The organism is Sphingobacterium litopenaei, assembly GCF_014692495.1.
Classification (GTDB): domain Bacteria; phylum Bacteroidota; class Bacteroidia; order Sphingobacteriales; family Sphingobacteriaceae; genus Sphingobacterium; species Sphingobacterium litopenaei.
The window spans coordinates 91280-117499 of record NZ_JACOIJ010000008.1; the positions used below are offsets into that span (position 1 = coordinate 91280).

Consider the following 26220-nt stretch of genomic DNA (forward strand, 5'->3'; position numbering starts at 1 on the left):
TCGCTACCTGCATTTATACGAACTCCATTGGGATAGATGACCTCTATATCATTTTTCTTAACAGTTTTGTCTATTGCTATAAAACTTCCATTGGAGGTGTTTTCTTCTTGACTACGAGATAACCAATAATAAATGTGGCCTCGGTGATCCCCTTTTCTTGGTAGTATTCTTTTTTACTTTTACCACTTTGCTGCCAATCTGCAATCATAGATAACATTTCAGCCCTTTTTTCTTCTTTGCTCATAAAGCAAATCTAGGCCTAAATTAAATATTAATAAATACGTACTTCGTAGGACGGATACCTCTTTGGAGTCTCTTAGTAGCCCGTAGGGGAATAACGTCTTCTGTGTATTGATCTTTATATCAACGTTTTACAAAAAACCGCTTTCCCAACTCACCGATAGAAGATGCGATTGCATTTCTACAATCTAGAAAGCATCTTTTGCAGGCTGTAGTTTTTAGTGGGGGCGAATGCACCACACATCCTACTTTGTTGATATTGGCTCGAGAAGCAAAAAAATGGGATACAAAATTAAAGTAGATACCAACGGCACTCGCCCAGATCGATTACGGAAATTAATAGCGTTGGAACTAATCGATTACATAGTCCTAGATTTCAAGGCTCCAGCAGAAAAGCATGAGGATGTTACAAAGTCAAAGACTTACTGTGTTTTCAATGAAAGCCTACAGCTTATTCGTCAACATCAAGTACCGTTTGAGGTTAGAACGACTTGGCACAGCTACTTGCTTTCCATGGAAGATCTGCATGCAATGGTTGATTTTTTAGTATCCCAAGCGTATTCTGGTAGATATTATATTCAGCGATTTATGAATGGTGTAACCACACTTGATGATACTTTACCAGCGAGTATACAGCGTCTTGATGTTTCTCGTTTATCCCGTCCAGATATCCAGGTTGTCTAACGTTGATTGCTAGTCAAATTCTTAGAAAACAATAAAAATGTCCAATAGTATGGTGCGTTCCAAAGCTTTGAGGACCTATTAATTAATAACAATAAAAAATAAATTTTATGAAAAAGCTATTCAAACCGGCTTTAGCAGTGGCCACAGTATTAGCGGTAGCATGTGGGGGAAATAACTCTCAAACAACAACAGATCACAGTAAACATGACCATACTAGTCATGATCATGCTGCAACTACTGGTATACCTGCAGGTGAACCAACGACGACCTCGACAGAAGCTGCATCAGATGCTGTAGTGATCGAAAGTGATGACCAAATGAAGTTTAATAAAAGCGAAATTAAAGTAAAAGCTGGTAAAAATGTGACCATTACATTGAAGCATGTTGGTAAAATGGCCAAAGAAGTAATGGGGAATAATTTAGTGATATTAAAACCTGGAACCGATATTCCAGCTTTTGGTGTAGAAGCTAATAAAGCAAAAGATACAGATTACATTCCTGCATCATTAGCATCTTCGGTTATTGGCCACAGCAAAGTTATAGGTGGGGGAGAGCAAGATTCATTTGAGGTTACCTTAGAAGCAGGTAAATATGATTTTATTTGCTCATTTCCAGGACACTTAGCTATTATGAAAGGTGTAATTATTGCAGAATAATTGATGTTGTTTTTGAGGATTGGTGCGGCAGCTTTGGGGGTTGTCGCATCTTTTTTGTCTATAAGTAAAGCTGTTGTAATAAATTGACACTGCCAAACGAGCAATTAAGTATCTTTGCAAAAAATAAAGAAGTGATGAACCTACGAAAAAAAGTTGTCTCTGGGAGTTATTTACACTTACTGGTAGTATCTATATGTGTTAGCTTGTGTTGCTGTTTATTGAGTTTTTCGCTTAAACATCTTACTGAGCAAGCCGAAGAATTCATCTTCCAATATGTGGATTCTTTTAATTCAATCTTGTTGATTGTATTACCTAGTTTTGGCATCACGATTATCTATTTTTTACGTAAATTTCTGTTTAAGAATAGGAAGAACAAAGGGATTGCAGAAATTTACAATACATTGGATAAGCGAAAAGATCACTTACCGTTTTTTAAGATTCCTTCACATTTTATCAATGGCTTTTTGACGGTCATATTTGGTGGATCTACAGGTGTTGAAGTTTCAACGGTTGTCGCAACTGCTACTATCGGTAATGAATCGTATAAAAGGGGATTTTCTGCTTTCAAATATAAGCGCGAATTGATTTGTGCAGGAGTCGCGGCTGGTGTAGCAGTTTTATTTGCAAGTCCAGTAGCAGGCCTTTTGTTTGCCATAGAAGTTATTGCCCGAAAGGTTCAAAAAACAATTTTGATTAGCTGTATTGCTTCAGCATTGTTTGCTGGGGTTTTTATCTATTTTTTTGATAGAAAACCATTCTTTGACACTCCGGTTCAAGGCTGGCAATGGAAAGCCACACCATTCTTTTTGGTTTTGAGTTTGTTTGCTGGAGCTCTTTCTGTTTATTTTACCAGTGTTGTGATCAATATTAAAAAGCTCTTTGAGAAGATTTCCAATAATTTTATCCGAGTAAATCTTGGTGCTATTACTGTAGGATTAATGATTTTCTTTTTACCGATATTGTATGGTGATAGTTACCATGGTTTACACAATGTATTAGATCAGATACTACAACAAAAAGAGTATTCTCTCTTAACTTTGGGACTGTTTGTAATCTTGAAACCAATAGCTTCTTCACTTACTTTGGGTGCAGGTGGAGATGGAGGTGTATTTGCACCTAGTATAGTTGCAGGAGCATTTTTAGGCTTGCTGGTTGCGTATAGTGCAAACTTGTTGTTTGGTACGAATTTGCTGTTGTTCAATTTTATGATAATAGGAGCTGCTTGTACATTGGCAGGATCTATTTTTGCACCGATGACAGCCATATTCTTGGCGTGTAGTTTGGCACCTAATGGCTATGCGTTGATCGTTCCTTTAGCATTATGTTGTTTTATAACCAAATATTTTGCTCAATGGTTGTTACCTTATAATGTTTATACTTATGAATCGTATAAAGAATCCGATTTAGCTCGGGCTGAAAGTTGATTTTCAAGAATGTTTTTGGTATGTTCATTGAGCCTTTTTACTTTTTCGTGAAAATCGCCTTGTATAGAATCTCGTAGTTGTCCCATTAGTGCTAGTGTTTCGTCAATCTCTTCAGGAATTAGCTGATCCAAAAATTCTTTTAAACGTTTTGCTATTGTAGGCGATTTTCCATTGGTAGAAATACCTATTTTGAGATTTCCTTTTTGCACAACACTGCCAAGGTAGAAATCACATAAAGAAGGTTTGTCGGCTACATTCAATAGAATATGTTTTGTTCTACATAGATATTGTATGTGGGCATTTAGCCATCTATTGTTACTGGCAACCAATACTAAATCTACTTTATCTAAGTCACTTTCTTTAAACGAGCGTTTTGAAAGATGTGTACGATTATGTTTGTTTACAAGTATCTCGACTTCGAGGCATACTTTTTCGGCTACGATGTGAACATTCGCTTCGGGCGAATTTTTTAGTATAGCCTGAAGTTTTTCTAAGCCGATTGGCCCAGCTCCGACTAATAGCACTTGTATTTTATCCAGTTTGACGTATATCGGAAATAAGGTGTTCATAGACTTGTGTTTTCAGACCACGATTCTATTATCTTGTAATATGCTGCTGTAGATGTTGTTTTGCAAGTTTACAACGTGTCCAATAACAATAATAGCAGGGTGAGCCATTTCATGTTGCTGACTTGTTTTTTGTAAATCTTTAACCGAGCAAGTCACTATTTTTTGATTGGGACGAGTTGCGTGTTGTATTATAGCTGCAGGAGTGTCACCTTTGCCATGTAATACATATGTACGCGCTATCTCCGTTAGTTTTCGCATACCCATATAGATAATGACCGTTGAGTTACTTTGTGCCGCAAGCGTGAGGTCTGCCGCCATTTCTCCGTTACTTTTCATTCCAGTCAAAGCCCATACACCTTCACTTATGCCACGATGTGTCAAGGGAATATCATTTACGCCTGTGCCTTGCATGCTGCTGATTCCGGGTATGTATTCTACTGCGATCCCTAGGGTCTTTGCATACAACCATTCTTCAAAACCTCGTCCGAAAATATAAGGATCACCTCCTTTTAATCTGACCACATTAGAAAATCGGTTGCAATAATAACTTATTAGTGTATTAATATCGTCTTGTGGAACATATTCACCATAAGGATGCTTACCTACATAGACTTTTTTACAATCTTCTGGACATAAATCGAGTATTTCTTGACTAACAAGGTTGTCAAATAATACAATTTCTGATTTTTTTAACACATTGTAGGCTTTTATTGTTAAAAAATCTGGATTTCCAGGTCCTGATCCAATAATAAATAATGTTTTTTTGATTTCTGTTATCATTTTCACAACTTTTTCACAACTTTTTTATCAAATTTATGATTTATTTATGATATAAATCATAAAATATTTGAATTTATATGGATTTTATGTCTAAATTAGCTGATGTAAGTTGTATTTTATTATAAAAATTGAATTTATGGGAGAAAAAATAATAGTTGTGATCGGTAATGGGATGGTCGGTCATAAGTTTTGTGAGAAATTGCTAGCAAAAACAGATGTATTTAAGTTGATTGTGTTTGGTGAAGAGTCGATTCGTGCTTATGATCGCGTTCATTTGACAGATTATTTTAAAAAATCTGGAGTTAACGATCTTTATTTGTCAGATTTGACCTGGTATCATGAAAATAATATAGATCTGCACCTGAATGATCCCATAATTGCTATAGATACAGCACAGAAATCTGTTCAATCAAAACATGGTGTACGAGTTTCATATGATTTCATTGTTTTTGCCACAGGATCTGCTGCATTTGTTCCTCCGATACCAGGTATAGATAAAGAGGGCGTGTTCTTGTATAGGACTATTGAAGATCTAGATCACATTAAAGAATATGCCGTACATGCACGCAAAGGAGCGGTGATTGGCGGAGGTCTTTTGGGATTGGAAGCTGCCAAAGCACTGGTCGATCTACAGATTAAAGAAACTGCTGTAGTTGAATTCGCAGCACGACTCATGCCAAGACAGATTGATGATGCCGCAAGTGCAACATTGCAAAATAAACTACATTCATTAGGACTTAATTGTCTACTACATAAATCGACTACCCAAATATTGGGAGATACCAAGGTTGCGGGTTTAGCATTTTCTGACGAAACATCTGTAGAGGCAGATATATTAATCATTTCTGCAGGAATCAAGCCTCGTGATGAACTAGCCAAAGTGGTCGGTCTGGCTACTGGACATCGTGGAGGTATCGTGGTAGACGAAAATATGCGTACTTCCGACCCTAGTATATTTGCTGTTGGTGAGTGTGCATTATATAATGAGATGATCTATGGTCTCGTAGCACCAGGTTACGAAATGGCAGAAATTGCAGCATCCACAATTTTAGGCGAACAGAAATCTTTTTGCGGTTTTGATATGAGTACTAAACTCAAATTGATGGGTGTCGATGTAGCTAGCTTTGGAGACCCTTTTATTTGCGAACCAGATGCACGAACTATCCATATTGAAGACAAGAACAAAGGAATCTACAAAAGACTCAACATTAGCTCAGATGGCAAAAGATTATTGGGAGGCATCTTGGTAGGTGAAGCGAGCAGTTACAATATGCTTTTGCAGACGGTTAATAACAATATGCCGATTCCGGAGCATCCAGAATTATTACTTTTTCATGAAAAGGCAAGTAGTCAACCTGTCGGATTGGGACTAGATACCCTGCCAGACAATGCATTAATATGCAGTTGTGAAGGGGTGACCAAAGCTCAGATTTGTGATGCTGTAATCCAACAAGGTTGTGAAAATGCAGATGGGGTAAAGAAATGTACAAAAGCAGGCTCTGGTTGTGGAGGGTGTATTCCGATGGTAAAAGACCTCGTAACCTACACCATGAAGCAGCAAGGGAAATATATTCGCAATACTATCTGTGAACATTTTGACTATAGCAGGCAAGAGTTGTTTGATCTGATGAAGATACATGAACTGCATACTTACGACGAGGTTTTGGACAACTTGGGCAAGGGGCATGGATGCGAGGTATGTAAACCGTTAGTTTCTTCGCTACTTGCAAGTCTTTGGAATGAAATGATCTTGGGCAAAGGAAATGATGTTGCGCAGGATAGTAATGACCGTTTTTTGGCCAATATCCAACGTGGCGGAACGTACTCTGTTGTTCCTCGTATCCCAGGCGGGGAAATCCGTCCAGAGAAGCTCATCGTTATTGGAGAAGTAGCGAAGAAATACAATTTATATACTAAAATAACGGGAGGTCAACGTATCGATATGTTTGGTGCGCATGTAAATGATCTTCCTTCTATTTGGGAAGAACTTATTGCAGCTGGATTTGAAAGTGGACATGCTTATGGAAAAGCCCTACGTACTGTCAAAAGTTGCGTAGGAAGCACATGGTGCCGTTTTGGATTGCATGACAGTGTTTCTTTTGCGATCAAGATTGAAGAGCGGTATCGTGGAGTTCGTGCACCGCACAAATTTAAGTCGGCAGTCAGCGGTTGTATTCGAGAATGCGCCGAAGCTCAAAGTAAGGATTTCGGTATTATCGCTACTGAAAAAGGTTGGAATCTTTATGTATGTGGCAATGGAGGCAGTAAACCTCAACATGCTTTGCTTTTAGCAAGTGATATTGATAGCAATACTTGTATTCAGTACTTAGACCGGTTTTTGATGTTTTACATCCGTACGGCAGACCCACTGACACGTACTGCGACATGGTTAAACAAGATGGATGGAGGTATTGATTACCTACGCAATGTTGTTGTTAATGATAGTCTTGGCATGGCAGAATCATGGGAAAAAGAGATGCAGGCCTTAGTCGACGCCTATCAATGTGAGTGGAAGGTCGCGGTCAATAATCCGGATATACGCAAGCGCTTTGTTCATTTTGTGAATGCACCTTCCGAGAAAGATGAAACCGTAAAATTCGAAGAAATGCGCGGGCAAAAGAAAGCGGCCGACTGGAATGCCCCAATAACATATTAATCAAATAAATACGAAACTTTAACACAAGATCATTATGGAAACCTTATCAATCACTTCATGGAAATTAGCTTGTCGCGTAGAAGACACCATTGAAAACGGAGGGGTCTGTTTAAAACTAGAGGATCAGCAAGTTGCCTTGTTCTATTTCAAACGTCGTAATGAGTGGTACGCTACGCAGAACGAATGCCCCCATAAAAGACAAATGATCCTTAGTCGCGGTATGATCGGATCATTAGGCGATAAACCGAAGATCGCCTGTCCTTTCCATAAGAAAACATTCGCACTGGATACCGGCGAATGTCTCTCTGGCGATGAATGCGCCATCAAGACCTATCCGGTAAAAGTGGAAGACGGGTTCGTATATATTGCATTACAGAACTAATATATGATCACGGTAATCCATCGCAACATGAAGACAAATCGGAGCTTTTTTACGGTAGCATTTATAATGCTGACAGCAACTGTACATGCGCAAGATAAAAAAATCAGTGCACAAGCTTTTGATGGTATTATTGTAGGCGGATACGTGGACAACGGCGCCTATATCAATTGTACCGGACCTGCTGTAAAGTACACGACACAGAAATGGAATCTTATGCTAGGTTTTTTACCTTCTGTCAAAATTAAGGAAGACAAATCCGTCGTGAAGAATTCGACGTTTACGCCCACATTAGGTGTTGGCGCCACCCTAACGATTTTTAAGCATCTGGCATTACAAGTTCCCGCATTTTATCTCCCCAAAACACCTTCCATAAATGGCAAATGGACTTTAGGGGTTGGCTTGGGTTATAAACTATAATAAGAAAAGAGAAATGGATAACAGATTTTTCAGCGATCATCTTCAGCTGTCATTTATTGGCAAAAAAGGTATTGACAAATTAAAAGGCACCCGCGTTCTGGTGGTTGGTGCAGGTGGTCTGGGCTGCCCTGTGGTTTCCGCATTGGCCTCCAGCGGTATCGGATGTATTGGCATATTTGACGGCGATAAGGTTGAGCTCAAAAATCTGGCACGCCAATACCTTTATACCCCAGCGCAGGTTGGAGAACTGAAAACTACGGCTGCTGTCGCATATTTAAGTACCCGATATCAGGACACCGTCTTTAACGAATATCCGTTTTTTGCAGACGAAACCAATATTCACACAGTATTTTCTGAATATGACATCATCATCGATGCAACAGACAATTTTCCTTCCCGATTATTGATTGGTCGCACGGGTATTCAGCTCGGTATACCGATCGTCTACGGATCTATTTTTCGTTCCGAGATGCAGATCGCTGTTTTTAACTATAAAGCACAAAGCATGGCCATAGACGATGTATTCACTCTGCAATCAGCCGCCGAAGGGATGGCTTGCGAAGTTTCCGGCACCTACATCATCGGCAGTATGGTAGCAGGTATGTTGATGGCAAATGAGGTGATCAAAGTGTTATTGGATTTGCCAGACAAACTGACGGGCAAATTGCTTTTATTCGATGTACTCTCTCTTCAGAAACGAGTCATTAATTTTTCCAGGTTGCAGTCCAGTCCGACGGAGGCTACTATAGAAATGAAGACATGCGAGATATAAGCCATAAAATAAATACTTTACGCACAGCTTTGGCTCAAGCAGTGATCTATATTACCGAGTCAACAGCTGTCAAAATCCAACGAGATGAACTTCCCAAAGGAAACCTGTTTGATGTTGCTCGTGCAGCAGCGTTCTTGGGAGCAAAGGCTACCCCACAGCTTTTACCTCACTGTCACCCGGTTAATATTGACGCGATGCAGGTCGATTTTGAATATATCTATCCCAGCTCCCATCCAGTTTTTTTTACCGACCCGCAGTTGCGTACCGGGATATTGATTACGGTATCTGCCAAGTCGATAGGTCGTACCGGCATAGAGATGGAGACGCTTACTGCTGCATCCATAGCAGCACTCGAGCTTTACGATATGCTGAAACCTGTCGACAATCAATTGGAGATTGGCCATATTAGCCTAGCAAATAAAACAGGCGGTAAATCTGACCATAATCGCTTTTTAGCACCCCTTGCCACCTGCGCTATTTTGGTTTGTTCGGATGCAACATCCCGTGGTGAAAGACAGGATAATAGCGGTCTTAAAATAAAAGAAATGCTCCAGGAGACCGGTGCACAGGTACTGGACTACCAGATCGTACCGGACGAAAAAAGCCTCATCCAACAAGCCGTAAAAACTTGGGCCGAACAAGATGTGCATTTTATTTTCACGACAGGAGGAACAGGATTAGGACCGCGGGATGTGACGGTGGAAGCCATTTCGGAATTATTGGACAAGACAGCCAATGGCATAGTCGAGGCTATGCGCGGCCATGGACAGCAGCGAACACCATTGGCCATGATGAGTCGCGCCGTTGCAGGCACGATCGGCCATTCGCTTGCCATCACATTACCCGGCAGCACCAACGGTGTGAAAGAGTGCTTGGAGGCAATATTGCCAGCCCTGTTTCACGCCCGAAAAATGATGATGGGAGGAGGACATTGATATGCTGACCTATTTGGAAGCCAGAGATCAGATCCGAAGCTTGGCAACGTCGCTCCCGATAGTGCATGTGCCGCTCACGCAATGTGTAGGTCAAGTATTGGCACAGCCTATTTTTGCAGATAGAGATTATCCACCATTTAATCGTGTAGCGATGGATGGAATAGCGATACGCATCGATGACTGGAATCGCGGAACACGGGAATTCCATATTCGGGACACCATTTTTGCCGGAGCGGAAACATCGACGGCAATTGGACCTGGCGAATGCTACAAGATCATGACCGGTGCGGCCTGTCCTTCGGATGTAGATACTGTTATCCGTAAAGAAGACCTCCATTATACCGCGCACGGCACGGTACTGATCCTGTGTGAATCGGTCTCCAAGGGACAACATCTTGCAAAGCAAGGCGAGGATCTTAAAAAAGATGAATTGGCGATCCCTGCACCTCGGATTTGCGACATTTCCCTGGTCGGGGCGCTGGCCGCTTTGGGCATCCATGATGTGCCTGTCTATGAAATGCCTAGTGTAGCAATTGTCACCACGGGCGATGAGGTAGTTGATATCGATCAGCAGCCCGCACCTTTCCAGATCCGCAACAGCAATCAGTATTCACTGCAAGCTCTTTGCGCCCAATGGCACTTGCCCATAAAGTTTTGTCAACATGTCGCGGACGATTCCGGAGCATTGTCTCTTGCCTTTCAACAAGCTATGCAGGAGCAAATTATTCTGATCAACGGTGGCGTGTCTGCTGGTGATGCCGATCATGTTCCTCAAGTTTTACAAGAATTGGGCGTAGCGATCGTGTTTCACAAAGTCGCTATCAAACCGGGAAAGCCCCTGTTGGTTGGTGTCTTGCCGGAAAATCGCATCGTGTTTGCACTGCCCGGAAATCCCTTGTCATGTTTTACCACCTTCAAACTGTTTGTTGAAGAATATCTACACGGATGTTTGGGATTTACCCGTGAACGATTCCAAAAGGTCAAACTACAGACTTCCAGAACCAAAAAATCTACTCTGGATGATTTTTTCCCTGTTTTTAGGTCGCCTGACGGCAATGGATACCGATGCAAACCTAATCGCAGATCCGGAGATATAACCGCGACAGTGGGATGTGATGGTATTGGCTGGCATATCCATGACAAGCAGGTCATCTCAGAAAATGATACTATACAAGTATTATCCCTGCACCCCTTTTTTCATACAAATTAAACTAATACTAACAATGCAACAGAACCAATCACCTCTTTCAAGCCTCAACATCTTTTCGTTCAAAGGTGTTCAGATGCGCACATTCCACATCACGTGGATCACTTTCTTTTTCTGTTTCTTTGGATGGTTTGGTGTTGCTCCGCTGATGCCTATGATCCGCGATCAGCTCCAATTGAGCAAGAGCGAGGTCGGCAATATCATCATTGCCTCCGTATCGGCAACTATTATTGCGCGCCTACTGATTGGGAAGTTGTGCGATACGCTCGGCCCACGCCTTACCTACACGATTTTGCTGGTGGTGGGAGCTATTCCGATTATGCTGATCGGCCTTAGTGAGAGCTATACTTCTTTTTTACTATTCCGTTTTTGTATCGGCATTGTTGGCGCTTCTTTCGTCATCACCCAATTTCACACATCGATGATGTTTGCGCCCAATATTGTCGGCACTGCCAATGCGGTAACCGGTGGGTGGGGAAACCTCGGAGGAGGCGTTACCAATTTGGTTATGCCCTTAATTGCAGCAGGTTTTGCCGCGATGGGTTTTGTAAGCGAAGCAGATGCTTGGAGACTCGCCATGGTTGTGCCGGGCGTCATTCTCCTGATCATGGCTTTTATTTACTACCGATACACGACAGATACCCCTGCAGGGAATTTCAGCGATTTGCAGCAAAGAGATACGTCTACCTCTCCGAAAAAAAGCAAGGGATCACTCGTGGAAGCATTGCAGGATTATCGCGTATGGGTATTAACACTCGCTTATGCAGCATGCTTCGGCATTGAGATAACGGTAGATAATGTTGCTGCGATATTTTTTATAGACCGCTTTGGTACCAGCATCATTGTAGCCGGTGCCATGGCCGGCATATTCGGCGGCATGAATATTTTCGCCCGTGCATTGGGGGGCATCGTGAGTGATAAAGTTGGTAAACGATTCGGACTAAAAGGAAAAGGTACATTACTAGGACTACTTTTGGTTTTGGAAGGTCTGGGAATCGCGTTGTTTGCTGCTTCGGGTACGTTGGTCTTTGCGGTTGTTTCCATGCTGATTTTCGCCTTGTTTTTGAAGATGGCCAATGGCTGTACCTATGGGATTGTCCCTTTTATCAATAAAGACAATATTGGTGTCGTCAGTGGTATAGTAGGTGCCGGCGGAAATATCGGTGCCATGTTGGTTGGTTTTCTATTCAAGTCCGAAAACTTAACCTATGCAGATGCCTTTCAATATATTGGTGCGGGGGTCGTGTTCATCGGTTTGCTAGTCGCACTGACTAGATTCCAGCCAAAGCCCGCCATCAAAAACAGCATAGAGACAGGCGAGCTCGACTTTCAACAATAAACATCCATTAATTTGCCTTTTTTCAGACATGAAAGAAAAAGAAGTAACAAGTACCTGTTGTTATTGCGGTGTCGGATGCGGCGTGAAAATTCGGCTGGATAAGCACGATTCCGTTACGGTAACAGGTGATGAGGAGCATCCGGTCAACCAGGGAAAATTGTGCAGCAAGGGCATGAATCTACAATACACGGTAAACGATAAATCGGATCGTCTGCTTTATCCGCAAATGCGATATCACCGCAACATGCCGATGCAACGGGTAAGTTGGGAAGACGCATTAACCCGTACAGCAGCTGTATTCCGCACGATGATAGATAAGTATGGCCCCGATTCAGTCGCGTTTTACGCATCTGGACAGTGCCTCACGGAAGAGTATTATGTCATCAATAAACTGATAAAAGGCTTTATAGGTAGCAACAACATCGACACCAATTCACGTCTATGCATGAGCAGTGCTGTCGCCGCCTACAAAATGGCCCTCGGGGAGGACTCCGTGCCTATTTGCTACGATGATATTGAACTCTCCGACTGCTTTTTGGTGGAAGGCGCCAACCCCGCCTGGTGCCACCCCATTCTTTGGCGTCGGGTAGAAGCCCACAAAGCAAACTACCCACAGACTAAAATCATTTTGGTCGATCCTCGAAAAACAGATACAGCAGCCATTGCGGACCTGCACCTACAAATTCAACCCGGTACAGATATCGTTTTGAATTATGCTATTGGCCGGCTGCTGATTGAAAATGATGATATTGATTACCAGTTTATAGCACACCATACAGAGGGATTTGAAGATTATAAAACACGTGTATTTGAGCGTACCATAACAGAGGCAGCACATATTTGCTGTATACCCGAATATGAAATCCGTCAAGCCGCAACCTATATAGGCGAATCCAAGTCCTTATTGACCATGTGGACGATGGGACTTAACCAGAGTGTGAAAGGTGTGGATAAAAATCTGTCGCTCATTAATCTCAACTTGATCACGGGAAAAATCGGCAAGCCAGGTTCCGGACCTTTCTCGTTAACCGGTCAACCAAATGCTATGGGAGGCCGGGAAGTCGGCGGTCTGGCTAATTTATTGCCTGCACACCGTGATCTGAAAAACGAAATACACCGACAGGAAGTGGCTGATTTTTGGGGAGGAACTACGCTATCCGACACACCGGGCCTCACGGCGACCGAAATGTTTGATGCGCTAGCCGACGGAAAGCTGAAAGCTGTCTGGATATTGTGTACGAATCCGTTGACCAGCCTACCAGATACACGTAAGGTAGAACAGGCACTGCAAAAGGCAAAGTTTGTCGTGGTGCAGGAAATCAGCAACAAACCGCAGACTTTGGCCTATGCCGACGTCATCTTGCCTGCTGCCGCCTGGGCCGAAAAAGAGGGGACAATGACCAATTCCGAACGTCGGATCAGTCACTTGCACAAAATCATCGAACCTCCGGGCGAAGCGCTTCCCGACGCCGAAATTATCTGTCGATTTGCCAAGAAAATGGGATTTAAAGGCTTTGACTATCCCAATACTGAAGCTATATATAAGGAACATACGAAACTCACCGCAAAGACAAATCTACATATCGAGGGTCTGGATTACGAACAGATCGATAGCCAAAAGACCGTACAGTGGCCGTACAATAAGAGACGAAAAGCCGGAACATCTCGTTTATTTGCCGATCATGATTTCTATACCCCGTCCAGAAAAGCAATTATCCATAGCCCGGACACGGATCTCCAAAGTGAATTACCGGATACGGCCTTTCCTTTTATTCTGACCACCGGACGCATCCGTGACCAATGGCATACCATGTCCAAGACCGGTAAAGTCAGTAAGCTGAAACAGCATATCAGCGAATCTCAGCTCGAAATTCATCGCGATGATGCCGAACGTCTCGGTATAAACGACGGGCAATTGGTCGAAATCACCTCAAGACGAGGCCATGTACGTGTCAAGGCCAGTCTCAGCACCAGCATAAAGGCCGGTTGTGTCTTTCTCCCCATGCACTGGGGAAAGCTTGGCGACACCGACTTACATCGGGCAAATAACCTCACCAACCCCTTGGTGGATCCCATTTCAAAAGAGCCAGATTTTAAATTCTGCGCCGTACAGGTGCTCCCTTATCGGAAGCCATTTGAGCGCATTGTGATCGTTGGTGCCGGTGCGGGTGCTTTTGGTTTTGTCAAAGCTTTTCGGGAAATCAATACTACCGACGAGATCACCGTGGTCAGCAATGAAAATCTGCCGTTCTATAATCGGGTCATGCTGCCCCACTATGTCAGTGGCGATCAGAAGTGGTCAGAACTCGTCAAGATGCGGGATGAGGAAGAAAAAAACACGTATAATATCAAGCACGTAAGAGGGGTTACAGTGACCCGGATCGATCGCGAAAACAAATATATTGAAGACAGTAAGGGATTGAAAATACCGTATGATACGCTCATCCTCGGTACGGGCAGCCGTCCGTCTATGCCCAGAGACATCCCCTCTTTGCCAGGCATATTCAGTATCAGAAGGCGTTCGGATGCGGACAACCTCCGCAAGTTTTTACGCAAAGATGCTTCAGTTGTCATCATCGGAGGCGGACTCCTCGGTTTGGAAATGGCGGCGAGCCTACGTAAGATGGGCGTACACATTACCGTTGTGCAGCGTGTATCACGATTCCTGAACCGACAGCTGGATGTGCTTGGTAGCCAGCTTCTTCATGAAGAAATGATAGATCAGGGGTGTGATGTCTATTATAATGATGAAGTGCAGCTCTACTATGGACGTAGCAAAGTCAATAAGGTCGAACTAAAGAGTGGTCGACAGATCAAATGCGATGCCGTCATTGTAGCCATCGGCACCACACCCAATATCGAACTGGCAAAAGACGCAGGGCTGAATTGTCAACGCGGCGTGGTGGTCAACGACAGATTGCAAACCAGTGATCCTGCCATCTATGCGATCGGCGAGATTGCCGAGTATGATGGGGTTTTGTATGGCATTTCGGCCGCGGCCGAACAGCAAGGTGCTGTAGTGGCGCGCTATCACAATGGAGATGTAGGCAGCGTATACGAGGGATCGGTCTTCATGAACATCATCAAGATACAGGGCTTTGACCTGTGCAGCATCGGGATTGTCGACTGTCCGAATGACGAGTACGAAGAAATTGTATTTATCGACAAAGCAAAGCGCTATTATAAAAAGTGCATCATCCATCAGGATCGCTTGGTCGGCACCATACTCATTGGAGACAAGAATGAGTTTCTGGAATTTAAAGATCTGATCACCAACAAAACAGAGCTTAGCGAAAAACGCCTCCAACTGTTGCGCAGCGGCAGTGTCAAAGAACCCGTTGTCGGCAAGCTGATCTGTAGCTGTGGTCAGGTCGGAGAAGGGAACTTAACCAAGCTCATCCAGTCAGGATGCACAGACCTGAAAACACTGTGCGACACCAGTGGCGCCGGAACAGGCTGCGGCTCTTGCCGTCCACAGGTGATGGCAATTTTGGATAGTTTTTTAACCGAAAAAGAAGAAATGGAGGTCACGAATGGCTAAGCAGACACAACCGGAATGGCAACACGTAAAAATCAATCTGCCCGGAGGCTATGTATCGGTGGGTGATTTTAAGGCCATACTGGAAGCGGCGCATGCGGCAGATGTAAAAACCGTTAAAATCGGTGCACGCCAACAACTGCTTTTCTCTGCCTCCCCGGCGCAAATGGAAGATATCGAATATCAGCTCTTCAATCAAGAACTGCTGTATGAAGTGAATGAAAACCATTATCCAAATATGGTTAGTTCTTATGTGGCCGACGGGCTTTACAATCAGTCACATTGGTTGAGAGAAGGAATTTATAAGGATATTTTAGCCTCCTTTGAGCATACTCCAAAACTAAAGATCAACATCGTCGATGCGAATCAGTCGTTTGTACCTTATTATACCGGCAACCTGAATTTTGTATCCTCAGGCGTAGGCAATTATTGGCATGTATATATCCGATGGCCCAAAACAAATCAAGTAAGAAGCTGGTCATCACTCATTTACTCCATGGATATTGCCGCCATTAGTAAGGAACTGGAAAGCGCCATAATGGATAACAAAGATATAGCAGAAGACGACATTGCTACGCTATGTGCGGATCTGGAATTAAAAATTAAAACGTCGGGTGCGTTTCATTGTCAACAAATCCAAGAACCGTTAACGGAATCGGATTTCCGTCTTCCCTATTATGAAGGCTTTAACCAATATGACGATAAATATTGGCTAGGCATTTACCGACCAGACGAGTGTTACACCGTTTCCTTTTTGCTGGACGTTTGCAACGTCTGCCAGACGTCTCGGGTGGGCCAGATCTATACGACGCCCTGGCGGTCACTCATTATTAAAGACATCCGACATCAAGATCGCAAAGGATGGGATATCATTCTCGACAAACATCGTATTAATTTGCGCCACGCTTCCAACGAACTAAACTGGCAAATCGAAGATTGGTGTGAACCGGCGTTGAAATTGAAGCGTTTCATCGTCCGATATTTCGATCGTTGGAATATTCGAACTTATCGGCTATGCTTTGGCATCAAGATTGGATCAAACAGCGGCATTTGGGGTTCGATTATCATCAAACAGATCAACGATGAGAATCGTGAACCATGCTTCGATGTTTTCCACACGCAAGATTTCAAGGCCAACTCCTATGACCTAATTCTCTATAAACAACGTGTCACCGAGAAATCGTTACCCGCAACCCTAAAAACACTTTGTGATTGCTTTTACGATGCTACATTACAAAACAGCCATCCGGTGTCTGAGCATCATCCCTACGATTTACCGGAGTTTTCGCATAGCGCCCCACAGCAACCCTTATTCCGTTGTCCACATTGCCTCAGTATTTACCATCCCGCTTATGGGGATGTATTAGCGGCTATAGAACCAGGCATTGCCTTCGGCGATCTACCTACAGATTATACCTGTGGTCTATGCGGCTCTCCCAAGAAAGAATTTATAGCATTTGATCAAATCAACACCACACCTTTAAAGCACTGACATGGAACTCTATTATATAGCATTCGTCCTATTTGTTGTTGGCTTCTTGTATGCCTCTGTTGGACATGGAGGTGCCAGCGGTTACATTGCTGTCTTTTCTATTTTTTCCATTCCGGTAGCGCAATACAAGCCGCTTATTCTCATGCTTAATATGCTTGTTGCCGGTACAGGGTTCTTCCAATTTCGCCGTGCCGGGCACTTCAGGTGGTCTACCTGTTGGCCATTTTTGATCACCTCTATTCCAACAGCATTTCTAGGTGCCTGGTATGCGCTTGAAGGGAAAGTCTATTTTGTGCTACTCGGTCTTGCCCTCATATTGCCTACCATCCGGCTACTCGATATAACCCCCAAGGAGCGCCAGAAGCGTAAAACGGTAAATATACCATTGGCATTACTCATAGGCGCCATTGTCGGCCTTTTGTCGGGTATGCTCAATATCGGCGGTGGTATCTTTTTAAGCCCGTTGCTTATCTTATTGGGCTGGGCCAATGCCAAGGAGGCTGCAGCTACCTCCGCCATTTTTATAACGTTAAATTCTTTCAGTGGCTTGCTCGGCAACACCACACCGATATACATTGATCCATCATTTGCACTATGGTTCTGTGCGGCAGCTGCCGGAGGATTTACGGGCGCCTATTTCGGGAGTGCGCGTTTTCCTATGGCAACGGTACGCACCTTGCTTAGCGTAGTGCTCCTGATCGCTTGTTGTAAACTATTATTTTTCATGTAATGCGAACATTGACAGACCCTATCGGAAGATCATTCAACGTCCTACGCGTAAGCCTATTAGATAGATGCAACTTTGCGTGCACTTATTGTGTATGTGAAGATGAACTGAACACAACAACACCGAAATCTGCGGTATTGTCCAGCGATGAACTTATCGATCTCATAGGTCGTTTGCACCATCTGCTGCATCTACAGACCATACGTTTAACAGGGGGTGAGCCACTGCTATATCCCGACCTTACCAAGTTAACAAAGGGCATTCGACAATTGGGCATCCAAGATATCCGCATGACGACAAACGGCTTTTTGCTCGCGAAAAAAGTAGTTGCTCTCCAACAAGCTGGTCTTCGGTCCATCAATGTCTCGCTGGATGCATTATCCGAAAGTTCCTTCTATAAGGTAACAAAACGGACGGGGCTACAGCAGGTCGTCGAAGGCATAATAGCCGCCAAGGAAATAGGATTGGAGGTAAAAATTAACACGGTGATTATGGCCGGTGAAAACGATCAGGAAATTTTGCCTTTACTGAATTTTGCGTTCCGACATCGCATTAAAATACGCTTCTTGGAATTGATGGGCATGGGTCACCTATTTGGCGATACCGACAGTAAGTTCTTCTCCCGGCAAGCCATACTGGACAGAATAAGTAGCGTCTATGAAATCCACGAGCAGGTAAAGAAATGCGGAGACACCGCTACATATTGGCGTACGTCCTGCGGGCATAGCTTCGGAATCATTGCCAATGAGAGCCAGCCTTTTTGTGCAGACTGCAACCGCCTGCGACTAGACTGCCAGGGGAATATTTATGGCTGTTTAAGTAGCAACACGCCTATACCGCTTCGGGCGGTTAATAGTCAGCAAGGGTTGGAGGCGGGCTTACACGCCGCATTAGGGCAAAAACAAATGCGGTTTTCCGGAAGTGAAATGAGTATGTTAACAATTGGAGGATAAATATGATTACTTTGGAATTTTTTGCGGGATTGAAGGATTACTTCCCGCCCGTTATGGAGGTCCGAGAGACTCCAGAAGACATCAATTCTTTACGACGCTACCTGATTGATCAGCAATCGTTTGCCAAAACATTACTAGAGCAATGTCGGTTTGCGATAGATGATACGTTTGTCCAGGAGGATTACCCGCTTCGTCAGGGCGATCTTGTCTTAGTCATTCCACCCAGTAGCGGAGGTTAACGATGATACATCTAAGCACGGAAAAAATCGATGTAATGGCACTTTGGGAGCAGGCGCATCATCCAGCAGCAGGGGGCGTTGTATTGTTTAGTGGTGAAGTGCGGAATAACCACCAGGGAAAAGAAGTTTCACATCTTTCATACGAGGCCGCCGAGCAGATGGCCAACAAAATGATTGCTGCATTACTGGATGAAGCAAAACAACGCTGGGAGCTACAGGTTGCCATCGCCGTCCATCGGTTAGGCAAGGTTTCTGTTATGGAAACAGCAGTGGTGGTCATTACAGCGGCTGCCCATCGCGCGGAAGCCTATGCAGCCAATCAATATATCATCGATCGCATCAAACATCATGTACCCCTATGGAAATGTGAGCATTTTGTGGATGGAGGGCGCGAATGGGGAGGACATTGCTCCTGTCATGAAGAGCCGGCAGCAGAAGCCTATACTATATAATCATGGAGAATACAGGCGATATATTGTTGGGTCTGGTGCTGTGCGGAGGCAAGAGCAGCCGCATGGGGCAGGACAAAGGTCAGCTCACAAAAGATCATTCTATCTGGGCGGAGCACATGGGCCTCCTACTGAGGAGTGTCGGGTTGGCAACCTATTTCTCGATCCATCCATCGCAGTTTGAGGCATACCAACACATCTTTCCTTCCGAAATATTGATTCCGGATCAGGTCGATATAAAAGGGCCTTTGGCGGGTTTGCTGAGTGCGCACCGGCTGTTTCCTAAGGCAGATATATTCGTGCTGCCTTGTGACATGATTGACATGGAAGCGCCTCTACTGGAGCGGCTGATAGATATTCGCCGGCAGATCGTGCAGGCGGATGTCTATCTGTACATCAGGCATAGACAGGTTGAACCCCTGTGCGCAATTTATACGGCTTCGGGACTGCACAAATTATATGCGGACTACCAAAGTGGGGGCCTGACAAACTTTTCGATGAAGCGCGCGATACAGAATCTTCGCTCGGTAAAAGTCCCTGCACCCGAAAATGCGGCAGATTTCCGAAACTACAATACGCCTGAAGATATCGTCAAATGGCAGAAGGCACCTCTTTAATCTCGCATAATAAAAATTGAGTTGGCAGATGTCTCAGCTACTACAGGATCTGGCGCAATTTTTCCCGGTCGGTTATTTTGATGCTCTTATTGGACGTCTCGATGATTTGTTCGTTTTCTAGTTCCTTCATCATCCGGTAGATAGTTTCGTACGTACTCCCTATGTATGCTGCTATATCTGTTTTAGATAGTGTAATGTTGATATAACCATCTCCTTCAATTCCCATTTTTTGTTCTAATTGCAGGATGCTCCATGCCAACCTTCCTTTTACGGAAAGCTGTACCTGGTTGCTCGTCTTTTGTTCGGAAATTTGCAATTCGTCGGCATAAAATAACAGCATCTCATACGTGAAATCTGGATTTCCTTTCAATATCGTTTTGAAAAAATCAATAGGAATAAAACAGACCTCGCTGTTTTCTAATGCGGTGGCAGATATGGGGAAAAGTGTTTGCGAAGAAGATAATCCACGATGCCCTACTATATTCCCTTTTTTTGCAAAACGAACAATACTTTCTTTATCACCCCAGTGTTTATGTACTTTGATCACGCCTTCTTGAACAAAATAAATACCCTCTGCTGGCGTTCCTTCCTGGATAAATTGATCGCCTTTCTTTAATTTAATTATTTCTCTATTGGCATTAATCAATTCCTTCCATGCAGGAATTATATGTTTACACATAAAACATGTGTTCTCACAGTCTTTCTTTTTTTTTGCCATGTTTTTAAAGTGGAAGTCTTTTTGAGAAAACTTCTACCATTTTTTACAATCTATAATACAAATATATACCATTATTATTTTTTATACAGCACATTCTAGCAAGAAAAGGTTCAACGAGAAACTTTTGACGATGATTAGAAGTCAAAGGAACATGTTTTATAACTGATGACGACACCTTAGGCAAGCTGACACTTAAAAAGTTGTCGTCAGTTTTATGCTACATAGAGCATAGAAGTACGTTTTGTGATTATTAGTCAGTAAAATCACAAAACGTACCTCAAATTACTATTTCCATTTGGAGGGATCACAGTCTTTTCCGGTGGAGACTTCTTTGGGAATACCGCCCACGGTAATGCGCATGTAGATCGGCTTAGGGCCGCTCACGTAGTTTTTTGGTTTCTTCAGATAGAAGAGCAAGGAATAATTCGTACTCATGATTTTAACCATTTAAGTGTAACAAACTTAGCCTTGCAGCTTAACGAAATCAAGATGTTCGTTTTTTGAACAGGTTGTCAATCAAAAGATTAACCCCTTTCCAGTGAGTCGTGTATTTTGAAAAAGCGACTCACCGAAGGACTCACTTTTTTATTGGGAAAAACTGAATGATTTGTAAAATCCGACAAAACAAAAAACGCTGTAAACATTTAATTTACAGCGTTTTAGTATGTTTTGATCTCAAGATCTGTAGCCCGTAGGGGAATCGAACCCCTGTTTCAAGAATGAAAATCTTGCGTCCTAACCCCTAGACGAACGGGCCTTATCGGATTTGATGATGCAAATATAAGGGCATAATTTGCACCATCAAAATATTTTTTAGCAGTTTTTTATAAGCTGCTGATTTTGAAATTAATATTTTTAAATCAAATCAAAACCGATATCCGTACGGAAGTATTTTCCTTGGTAAAATATACGCCCAGCATCCGCTGTAGCCTGTTGTAGTGCGGAGAAAAGATCATCCTGAAGTGTTGTAACCGCGATTACACGACCACCAGCTGTTACTACTTCGCCATTTACTTCCTTAGTACCAGCATGGAATACGATAGATTCTTTTACGTTCTCGATATTGGAAATTACTTTTCCAGATTCGTAATCACCAGGATAGCCACCAGAAACTAACATCACTGTAACAGCTGTTTTAGGACTTACGGTATAAGATCTCGAAGCTAAATCGCCTTTAGCAACACCTTCTAATAGATCTACTAAATCCGATTCAATACGAGGTAACACTGATTCTGTTTCTGGATCGCCCATACGTACATTGTATTCGATAACAAAAGGTTCGCTATCTACATTCATTAAACCGATGAAGATAAAACCTTTGTAAGGAATATTGTCTTTTTTCAACCCTTCTACCGTTGGTTTGATGATACGCTCTTCCACTTTAGACAAAAATTCTTCATTGGCAAAAGGAACAGGAGAGATAGATCCCATACCCCCAGTATTTAAACCAGTATCACCTTCGCCGATGCGTTTGTAATCTTTTGCAGAAGGAAGAACTTTGTATGATTCGCCGTCCGTAAGTACGAAAACGGATAATTCAATGCCTTTTAAGAACTCTTCGATAACAACCACGCTACTTGCTGCGCCAAATTTAGCATCAGCAATCATCGCTTTTAATTCCGCTTTGGCATCTTCTAATGTTTCACAAATTAAAACACCTTTACCAGCAGCTAGACCATCCGCTTTTAATACGATTGGAAGTTTTTGAGTTTCTAAGTAAGCTAGACCTTCTTCTAGATTGGATTGGTTGAAGGATTTGTATGCTGCGGTAGGAATATTATGTCTAAACATAAATTCTTTTGAAAAATCCTTAGATCCTTCTAATTGAGCTCCTAATTGTCGTGGGCCAATAACCGCGATATGTTTGATATCTTCTCTTCCTAAGAAGTAATCATGAATACCTTTAACTAAAGGTTCTTCAGGACCAACAAGAATGATTTCAATATTATTTTCTAAAGAAAAAGATGCAATTCCCTCGAAATCTGTAACTTTTAAGTTAACATTCTTTCCATATTGTTCAGTTCCAGCATTTCCTGGAGCGATAAAAAGATTAGTTAGTTTAGGGCTTTGCGCTATTTTATAAGCAAAGGCAGATTCACGACCGCCTGATCCAACGATTAAGATGTTCATACTACAAATATACAATCTCATAGGAGATTCTTAAATTTTATACAGCCTTAAACATCATTTTTGGAAAAAATGGAATATCTTTAGAAGACTAATTATCAATAAACTATGATGCGAAAGCTTTTAACAGCTGTTTTTATTTTGTTATGTACTACTACTCAAGGTCAGGATATTCAGCAATTTTTAGATAAACTCCAAGATTACAGCCTCCAAAAACCACAAGAGAAAGTTTATCTTCATACAGATAAACCGTCATATTCGGCAGGCGAAAATATATTTTTCAAATCCTATACCACTATAGGAATTACCAATCTTTTTTCGAGTTTAAGTGGAATATTATATGCAGAACTTATTTCTCCAGCTAATAATGTGGTGCAGCGTGTTACTATTTCGACCCCTATGGGAATAGGGATTGGTGATTTTACCTTATCAGATACGATTACAGAAGGAGTATATCGAATCCGAGCATACACCAATTGGATGAAAAATGCAGGGTCGGATTATTTTTTTGATAAGAAAGTTCCTATTTATAATGGTCGTACTGACAATGTGATTACACATACCACTTATGAAAAAAGAACGAACGATGTTTTATATAAAATCAACTTGAATAGTGTAACGGGATTGCCAATTTCAAAGAAGAGAATATCGTATACTATTACTGAAGGAGACAAGGTGGTAGAAAAGAAGTCACAAACTTCTTCAGAAAATGGGTCTATTGAGATTCCTATTAATAATAAATATGTAAATCCTATACTAAAACTTCGTTTTGAAAATATTGATAAGAACATTGTAAATAAGGTTGTAAAAACTATTGATCCCAAAAAGCAGCCAGCGACTACATTATTTCCAGAAGGAGGGAAGCTCTTGAAGGATAAAATCAATACGATTGCAGCAAAAAGTATCAATAGTCAAGGTCTGGGTATTAGTTCCAAAATACTATTAAAGCAAGGTTCGGACACTATAGGCGTCTTCCAAACGAATGAACTAGGGATGGGTGCTATTTCTGTGTTTCTAAATAGTGGAGCTCCTTTAGAAGCTGAAGCAGAATATGCTGATGGAACAAAATCTGTTTTGCAGGTTCCTCGGATTCATGAAACAGGCTTTTCCATATTGGTAAACAATTTGAACGACAATAAGCTTTTTGCACAATTAAATGCAAGTGCCGACCAGCTAGATAATTCAGATGTATATTTTGTAGTACATCACTTAGCAGAAGTTTTGTTTGTGTCTAAGTCTAAATTAAATAAAGAGGAACTTGTTTTTACAGTTGAAAAATCGAAGTTACCTGACGGGGTGGTTACAATTAGTATACTGGATAGTAAATTCCAGCCTATTATAGAACGTCCTGTGTTTTGTCTGGTGCAGCGTAATTTGAATAGTCGTGTTTTATTGAATAAGTCAAGCTATCGAACGCGTGAGAAAGTGGAAGTCAATTTAGATATGGGCGAAGGGGATGATTCTCTGTTGATGGGTGCATATTCGGCATCGGTTATTGATTTAGGAAAAGTTAAGTTTCCCGAAAGAGCAGAAGCGCATATTCTCTCTTCACTCTTATTGAGCAATGATTTGAAAGGTTATATTGAAAATCCAAATTATTATTTCAATCAAGAAGGTAACGTAAAAAGTGTGGATTTGGATTATTTGATGTTGACACAAGGTTGGAGGAATATTGAATGGGAAAGTGTTGGACTGGAAGTGCTTCCAAAATTTAAACCTGAAAAGTCCCTTAAAATCTCTGGTTACACAAAAAAAATAGGTAGAAGCAAGCCTGAACCTAATGCAAAAGTGCAGTTGATTTCTACCCGAAATTATCTCGATTTTATTGATACGACTTCTAATGAAGAGGGGTACTTTGAATTTGATAATTTGCTATTCCCTGATAGTGTTAAATTTATTATTTCAGCACGAGACGCGGTCAAAGGCAAAAATAATATTGATATCACCTATGAATATGACAAAGAATTTCCCATCGATGAAAAAGTAGGTGCACTAGAGAGCGATTGGGATATTAATAGGCAATATTTGGATAATCTTAAATCATCGAAAGAATTTTTTGCGGAGTTAGAGCGAATTGGCTTAAAGGAAAAAGCCATACTCATTGATGAGGTCGTTGTTACGAGAAAGCAGTCCAAAGCTCCTGACTATTCTAGTAATCTGAATGGTCCTGGAAACGCAGACCAGATTTTAGGAGCCGATGATCTTTCCACTTGTCCGACTTTGGAAATGTGTTTAGCGGGTCGTTTGATGGGTGTTTATTTTCAAAATGGTGTACCTTATAATACACGGGGAAATCAACCTATGCAAATTGTCCTAGATGGTATGTATATTGAGTCAGAAAATATTTCCATGATTAATACTGCAGATGTAGAAAGTATAGAAGTGCTGCGAAATGTGAATTATACATCAATATATGGTTCTAATGGCGCGAATGGATTAATTGTTATTACCTCCAAAAGAGGATCTTCAGCATTGAACAATTATGTTCCGAAAGGAATACTAACAGTGCAGCCTCAAGGATTCCAAGTTATTAAGAACTTTTATAAGCCAGCGTATGATGTAGATGAGGCTAATAAATACAATTCAGACTTACGTTCCACTATACATTGGGAACCTGCAATAGTTACGAATGAACAAGGTAAAGCCTCGTTCGATTTCTTTACATCGGATTCAAAAGGTAAATATTTATTACTAATAGAGGGGATAGATCTTCAAGGACGTTTGCTTAGAAGGGAAGTGGAGTTTGTCGTAGAATAATATATGTTTTTATCCTCCAATGCTCCAGCGACTTACCTTCCATATCAAAAATATTTTACCAAAACGCTTGGAAGTAGAGTAGAAACTTCCCTATCTTTGCACCACTCCGCAAGGGAGGCACGGTTAGAAGTAACCATGAAATAGGAGGATAGAGACCGTTTAAACTGAGAAATCAGGAAAAACAAAAAGCCGTCCCTAACGGGAGGTAAACAAAAAAAACTTCAAATAAAATTTGCGGTTTAAAATAAAGTTTCTACCTTTGCAGTCCCGACGGAAACGAAGGGAAAACAAAAAAAAAGATAAGTACAGCAGCAATGCTCGAGATATAAGAAGAAGCGCGATGCGGATTCGATAAAAGTTCTTTAAGAAAATGATCATGTAGCGTAACGAGTAGTTTGAGAAACAACGAAAGTTAAAAAAAATCAAACCTTAGTCAATAACGGAAATAGATATTAAAAAGACAATTCTATTTTTTTATAAATAGTTAGAGTCAAACTTCATTTTTACAATGGAGAGTTTGATCCTGGCTCAGGATGAACGCT

Annotated in this window: 24 protein-coding genes and 1 tRNA gene; 18 read left to right on the top strand and 7 right to left on the bottom strand. The window is 42.0% G+C overall.

From position 1 onward, the window contains the following. Nucleotides 1–76: 76 nt before the first annotated feature. The gene (gene tnpA, locus H8B04_RS17025; RefSeq protein WP_223815301.1) at nucleotides 77–244 is read right to left on the bottom strand and encodes an IS66 family insertion sequence element accessory protein TnpA; all 168 of its coding nucleotides are present in this window, start codon (nucleotides 242–244) and stop codon (nucleotides 77–79) included. 227 nt (nucleotides 245–471) lie between these two features. On the opposite strand from tnpA, the gene H8B04_RS06380 reads away from it, so the two are divergent. From H8B04_RS06380 to H8B04_RS06390, 3 genes are all read left to right on the top strand, one after another. Next, nucleotides 472–924: an anaerobic ribonucleoside-triphosphate reductase activating protein gene (locus H8B04_RS06380; protein WP_190301794.1), complete on the top strand. Its 453-nt coding sequence runs from the start codon at nucleotides 472–474 to the stop codon at nucleotides 922–924. Between the two features lie 107 nt (nucleotides 925–1031). Beyond that, entirely contained in the window at nucleotides 1032–1580 is a 549-nt protein-coding gene (locus H8B04_RS06385) for a plastocyanin/azurin family copper-binding protein (RefSeq protein WP_190301795.1), read from the top strand. A 218-nt stretch (nucleotides 1581–1798) separates the two neighbouring features. Continuing rightward, nucleotides 1799–3004, top strand: a complete 1206-nt coding sequence (locus H8B04_RS06390) for a chloride channel protein (RefSeq protein ID WP_223815302.1) — start codon at nucleotides 1799–1801, stop codon at nucleotides 3002–3004. On the opposite strand, the gene H8B04_RS06395 is transcribed toward H8B04_RS06390, so the two are convergent. Both H8B04_RS06395 and cobA read right to left on the bottom strand, forming a co-directional pair. Beyond that, nucleotides 2959–3573 (bottom strand): precorrin-2 dehydrogenase/sirohydrochlorin ferrochelatase family protein, encoded by a 615-nt coding sequence (locus H8B04_RS06395; RefSeq protein WP_190301797.1) that lies wholly within the window; start codon nucleotides 3571–3573, stop codon nucleotides 2959–2961. The two genes, H8B04_RS06390 and H8B04_RS06395, sit on opposite strands and share 46 nt — an antisense overlap. Before the next feature lie 12 nt (nucleotides 3574–3585). Then, the gene (gene cobA, locus H8B04_RS06400) at nucleotides 3586–4353 is read right to left on the bottom strand and encodes a uroporphyrinogen-III C-methyltransferase (RefSeq protein ID WP_149914860.1); all 768 of its coding nucleotides are present in this window, start codon (nucleotides 4351–4353) and stop codon (nucleotides 3586–3588) included. A gap of 136 nt (nucleotides 4354–4489) precedes the next feature. Between cobA and nirB the strand changes: the two genes are divergently transcribed. From nirB to mobA, 14 genes are all read left to right on the top strand, one after another. Then, nucleotides 4490–7009: a nitrite reductase large subunit NirB gene (nirB, locus tag H8B04_RS06405; protein ID WP_190301798.1), complete on the top strand. Its 2520-nt coding sequence runs from the start codon at nucleotides 4490–4492 to the stop codon at nucleotides 7007–7009. 34 nt (nucleotides 7010–7043) lie between these two features. Beyond that, nucleotides 7044–7391, top strand: a complete 348-nt coding sequence (nirD, locus tag H8B04_RS06410; protein ID WP_149914858.1) for a nitrite reductase small subunit NirD — start codon at nucleotides 7044–7046, stop codon at nucleotides 7389–7391. A gap of 66 nt (nucleotides 7392–7457) precedes the next feature. After that, entirely contained in the window at nucleotides 7458–7808 is a 351-nt protein-coding gene (locus H8B04_RS06415; RefSeq protein ID WP_149914867.1) for a hypothetical protein, read from the top strand. Nucleotides 7809–7821: 13 nt separating this feature from the next. Then, nucleotides 7822–8580, top strand: a complete 759-nt coding sequence (locus H8B04_RS06420) for a HesA/MoeB/ThiF family protein (RefSeq protein WP_190301799.1) — start codon at nucleotides 7822–7824, stop codon at nucleotides 8578–8580. Next, entirely contained in the window at nucleotides 8568–9515 is a 948-nt protein-coding gene (gene moaCB, locus H8B04_RS06425) for a bifunctional molybdenum cofactor biosynthesis protein MoaC/MoaB (protein WP_149914856.1), read from the top strand. The genes H8B04_RS06420 and moaCB overlap by 13 nt, the downstream gene beginning before the upstream one ends. 1 nt (nucleotide 9516) lies before the next feature. Next, a complete protein-coding gene (locus tag H8B04_RS06430) occupies nucleotides 9517–10725 on the top strand; it encodes a molybdopterin molybdotransferase MoeA (RefSeq protein ID WP_190301800.1) in 1209 nt (402 codons plus the stop codon). Nucleotides 10726–10738: 13 nt separating this feature from the next. Next, on the top strand, nucleotides 10739–12061 hold the full coding sequence (locus H8B04_RS06435; RefSeq protein ID WP_190301801.1) for an MFS transporter: 1323 nt from the start codon (nucleotides 10739–10741) through the stop codon (nucleotides 12059–12061). A gap of 28 nt (nucleotides 12062–12089) precedes the next feature. Next, on the top strand, nucleotides 12090–15602 hold the full coding sequence (locus H8B04_RS06440; RefSeq protein ID WP_190301802.1) for a nitrate reductase: 3513 nt from the start codon (nucleotides 12090–12092) through the stop codon (nucleotides 15600–15602). Further along, nucleotides 15595–17091: a rubredoxin gene (locus H8B04_RS06445; protein ID WP_149914852.1), complete on the top strand. Its 1497-nt coding sequence runs from the start codon at nucleotides 15595–15597 to the stop codon at nucleotides 17089–17091. The genes H8B04_RS06440 and H8B04_RS06445 overlap by 8 nt, the downstream gene beginning before the upstream one ends. 1 nt (nucleotide 17092) lies before the next feature. Further along, the gene (locus tag H8B04_RS06450; RefSeq protein WP_190301803.1) at nucleotides 17093–17821 is read left to right on the top strand and encodes a sulfite exporter TauE/SafE family protein; all 729 of its coding nucleotides are present in this window, start codon (nucleotides 17093–17095) and stop codon (nucleotides 17819–17821) included. Further along, nucleotides 17821–18771, top strand: coding sequence for a GTP 3',8-cyclase MoaA (gene moaA, locus H8B04_RS06455; RefSeq protein ID WP_190301804.1), 951 nt, complete (start codon nucleotides 17821–17823; stop codon nucleotides 18769–18771). Before H8B04_RS06450 ends, moaA begins: the two co-directional genes overlap by 1 nt. Before the next feature lie 2 nt (nucleotides 18772–18773). Beyond that, entirely contained in the window at nucleotides 18774–19010 is a 237-nt protein-coding gene (locus H8B04_RS06460; RefSeq protein WP_149914849.1) for a MoaD/ThiS family protein, read from the top strand. 2 nt (nucleotides 19011–19012) lie between these two features. Continuing rightward, the gene (locus H8B04_RS06465) at nucleotides 19013–19462 is read left to right on the top strand and encodes a molybdenum cofactor biosynthesis protein MoaE (protein WP_149914848.1); all 450 of its coding nucleotides are present in this window, start codon (nucleotides 19013–19015) and stop codon (nucleotides 19460–19462) included. Between the two features lie 2 nt (nucleotides 19463–19464). Continuing rightward, a complete protein-coding gene (gene mobA, locus H8B04_RS06470) occupies nucleotides 19465–20076 on the top strand; it encodes a molybdenum cofactor guanylyltransferase (protein WP_190301805.1) in 612 nt (203 codons plus the stop codon). Between the two features lie 40 nt (nucleotides 20077–20116). Here mobA and H8B04_RS06475 read toward each other — a convergent pair whose 3' ends face one another. The 4 genes from H8B04_RS06475 to purD form a co-directional block, all read right to left on the bottom strand. Further along, the gene (locus H8B04_RS06475) at nucleotides 20117–20755 is read right to left on the bottom strand and encodes a Crp/Fnr family transcriptional regulator (protein WP_223225276.1); all 639 of its coding nucleotides are present in this window, start codon (nucleotides 20753–20755) and stop codon (nucleotides 20117–20119) included. Nucleotides 20756–21079: 324 nt separating this feature from the next. After that, nucleotides 21080–21241, bottom strand: a complete 162-nt coding sequence (locus H8B04_RS17450) for an Arm DNA-binding domain-containing protein (protein ID WP_394354871.1) — start codon at nucleotides 21239–21241, stop codon at nucleotides 21080–21082. A gap of 238 nt (nucleotides 21242–21479) precedes the next feature. Next, nucleotides 21480–21551: transfer RNA gene (locus H8B04_RS06480), tRNA-Glu, on the bottom strand. 98 nt (nucleotides 21552–21649) lie between these two features. Continuing rightward, nucleotides 21650–22924 (bottom strand): phosphoribosylamine--glycine ligase, encoded by a 1275-nt coding sequence (purD, locus tag H8B04_RS06485; protein ID WP_165292616.1) that lies wholly within the window; start codon nucleotides 22922–22924, stop codon nucleotides 21650–21652. A gap of 105 nt (nucleotides 22925–23029) precedes the next feature. Here purD and H8B04_RS06490 point away from each other — a divergent pair, with 105 nt between their 5' ends. Then, complete coding sequence (locus tag H8B04_RS06490; protein ID WP_190301806.1) at nucleotides 23030–25678, top strand: TonB-dependent receptor plug domain-containing protein; 2649 nt, start codon at nucleotides 23030–23032, stop codon at nucleotides 25676–25678. Nucleotides 25679–26220 lie beyond the last annotated feature (542 nt).